This window comes from Agromyces binzhouensis, assembly GCF_004135055.1.
GTDB lineage: Bacteria > Actinomycetota > Actinomycetes > Actinomycetales > Microbacteriaceae > Agromyces > Agromyces binzhouensis.
Genome location: NZ_SDPL01000443.1, coordinates 1 through 2,473, shown reverse-complemented (window position 1 = coordinate 2,473; position 2,473 = coordinate 1). Strand labels below are relative to the sequence as shown.

General features: G+C 75.1%; 3 protein-coding genes and 1 pseudogene. 3 read left to right on the top strand and 1 reads right to left on the bottom strand.

Going from position 1 to position 2,473, the window contains the following annotated elements; translation table 11 throughout:
* The coding region (locus tag ESO86_RS15425; RefSeq protein WP_207207175.1) for a M23 family metallopeptidase at positions 1 to 794 on the top strand (794 nt) is incomplete at its 5' end.
* 87 nt (positions 795 to 881) lie between these two features.
* Here the strand turns inward: ESO86_RS15425 and ESO86_RS15420 are convergent.
* On the bottom strand, positions 882 to 1,694 hold the full coding sequence (locus tag ESO86_RS15420; RefSeq protein ID WP_129235765.1) for an enoyl-CoA hydratase/isomerase family protein: 813 nt from the start codon (positions 1,692 to 1,694) through the stop codon (positions 882 to 884).
* 118 nt (positions 1,695 to 1,812) lie between these two features.
* Here ESO86_RS15420 and ESO86_RS15415 point away from each other — a divergent pair, with 118 nt between their 5' ends.
* Positions 1,813 to 2,256, top strand: a complete 444-nt coding sequence (locus ESO86_RS15415; protein WP_129235764.1) for a hypothetical protein — start codon at positions 1,813 to 1,815, stop codon at positions 2,254 to 2,256.
* A pseudogene (locus tag ESO86_RS15410) lies at positions 2,253 to 2,473 on the top strand (hypothetical protein); the annotation flags it as partial. The gene ESO86_RS15415 and the pseudogene ESO86_RS15410, both read left to right, overlap by 4 nt.

Here is a 2,473-nt window from a genome sequence, read left to right as displayed (position 1 = left end):
GCCCCGCAACCTCCGCCAACCCCGAGGCCGCGCAGCCGACCACCGCCGCATCGGCGGCCGTCCGGCCGGCGCGCCGTCGAGCCGCCGCCGCACTGCGTCCGGTCATGACGATCGGCGCGATGACCTTCGCCGGGGGCATGCTGCTCTCGACGAGCGTCCCCGCACTCGCGGTCACCGCGACCGACACGGTCGCCCGTGCCTCGGTCTACGCACCCGCCGAGGACTCGATCTCGTTCCGCTCCCAGACGCTCGAGGTCGGGTCCGAGGTCGCGCTCGAGCCGATCGACGCCGGCGATTGGGACGTCGAGGCGGCCCCGCCGCCCATCGAGTCGAGCGTCGCCGGCCTGGGCGAGGTCTCCCTCGTGCAGGCGGACCGCGTGGTGTGGCCGGTCGACCCCTCGCGCACCGCGTCGGGCTTCGGCCCGCGTATCGCACCGTGCGGAGGGTGCTCGACCTTCCACGACGGCATCGACTTCAACCCGGGACTCGGCGCCACGATCGGGTCCATCGCCGACGGCGTCGTGATCACCGCGACCGAGGCGGGCGGCGGCCTCGGCGTCTACGTCGAGGTGCAGCACAACATCGACGGCGTCGTCGTCACGTCGCTCTACGCGCACATGCAGTACGGCTCGCTCGCCGTCGCCGCCGGGCAGCGCGTCACCGCCGGTCAGCCGATCGGCGCGGTCGGCACGACGGGCCAGTCCACCGGTCCGCACCTCCACCTCGAGATGTACGGCGCAGACGGCGTCCGCTTCGACGGCATGTCCTGGCTCAGCACGCACGTGACCGGCTGACCCGGCTCCGGACCCCTGGTCCGGACTCCGGAGGCCCGACGGCGGTTCCGGAGCTGCGGCGCGCGCGCCGCGCCATCCGCCGCCGCGTCAGCGACCCGAGAACTCCGGCTCCCGCTTCTCGATGAAGGCGGCCACGCCCTCGCGCATGTCGTCGGTCCGGAACGCGTCCGCGAAGCCCGCGACCTCGAACTCGGTGGCCGTGGCGGTCGGCGTCCCGGCCGCGTCGACGAGCACGCGCTTGGCGAGGGCGACCGCCGTCCAGGCGTTCGCGGAGACCTCGTCGATGGTCGCCCTGGCTCCGGCGAGGAGTGCGTCGCGGTCCGCGAATCGGCGTGCGACGAGGCCGGCCGACTCCGCGGCCGCGGCGTCGATGCGGCGCCCGGTGAAGATGAGCTCCTTCGCGAGCGAGAGGCCGACGGCGCGCGGGAGCCGGACCGTGCCGCCGAACCCGGGGATGAGCCCGAGCCGGACCTCGGGCTGACCGAACCACGACGACTCGGTCGCGTAGATGAGATCGCACGCGAGCGCGAGTTCGAGCCCGCCGCCGAGCGCGAACCCGTCGACGCAGGCGATGACGGGAGCCGGGAACGCCTCGATCGCCGCGGCGACGCGGTGACCGAGTCGCGCGGCCTCCGCGCCCTCATCGGGCGTGAGCGTCGAGAGCGAGCGGATGTCCGCGCCGGCGACGAACGCGCGGCCGCCCTCGCCGACGACGATGACGCCGCGAACGGCGTCCGCCTCGTTCCGGAGCGCGTCGAACGCGTCGGCGATCGCGCGGAGCACGTCGGGGGAGAGGGCGTTGAGCGCCTCGGGCCGGTCGATCACGACGGTGGCGACGACGCCGTCGCGCTCGATGCGCACGGGCGGGCGGTGCTCGTCGGTTCCGGGCTGTTCGGGCATCCTCGATCGTCCTTCCCGCGGCGGTTCGGCCGCACCGCCGACCACGCTACGGCATGCCGCCGGTCCGGGGTGTCGCCCTCGGAGCAGCGGCCCGGGCGCGGCGGTTAGACTCCCGCCCATGCCCATCTTCTCCAGGCGCGTGCGCGCCACCGCCATCGTGGCGAGCCTCGCGGCGGCGACCCTGCTCACCGGCTGCACGGGCGTCGTGCAGGAGACCGTCGAGCGCGGCGTCGGGGACGCCGTCGAGGACGCGACGGGCGGTCGGGTCGAGCTGAGCGGTGAGCTCCCCGCGGACTTCCCGGCCTCGGTGCCGATCATCGACGGCAGCATCGAACTCGCGGGCGGGGCCGCGGGCGCGGAGGGCTGGGTCGTGGTCCTCTCGTCCGAGGCGGCCGATCCCCTGGGCGATGCTCGTGCACAGGTCCAGGGGGCCGGGTTCCGCGAGGACCCGTCGATGGCGCAGGCGACCGCGGCCGGCTCGGTGTACACCGACGGCGAGCTCCTGGTGATCCTCGCGGGCGAGGGCGGCACGGTGACGTACACCGTGACGCCGGCGCCGTGAGCGCGGCCGCCGGGCGCCGATCGCTCGGCTCCCGGATCGGCACCATGGCGATCGCGTTCGCGGTCGGCGTGGTCTACGGCACGGTGGCGACGATCGGGCACCGGCACGCATGGGAGATCGGCGGCGTCTCGATCCCGTGGGGTCTCGTCGCAGGGCTGGTCGGCGTCGCCGCCCTGCTCCTCGGCGTCCGGCTCGTCGCGGGCGGGCGGGCGGCCGC

Coding starts and splice junctions, on each gene's coding strand:
- ESO86_RS15420 (WP_129235765.1), bottom strand. CDS start 1,694: ATGCCCGAACAGCCCGGAACCGACGAGCACCGCCCGCCCGTGCGCATC.
- ESO86_RS15415 (WP_129235764.1), top strand. CDS start 1,813: ATGCCCATCTTCTCCAGGCGCGTGCGCGCCACCGCCATCGTGGCGAGC.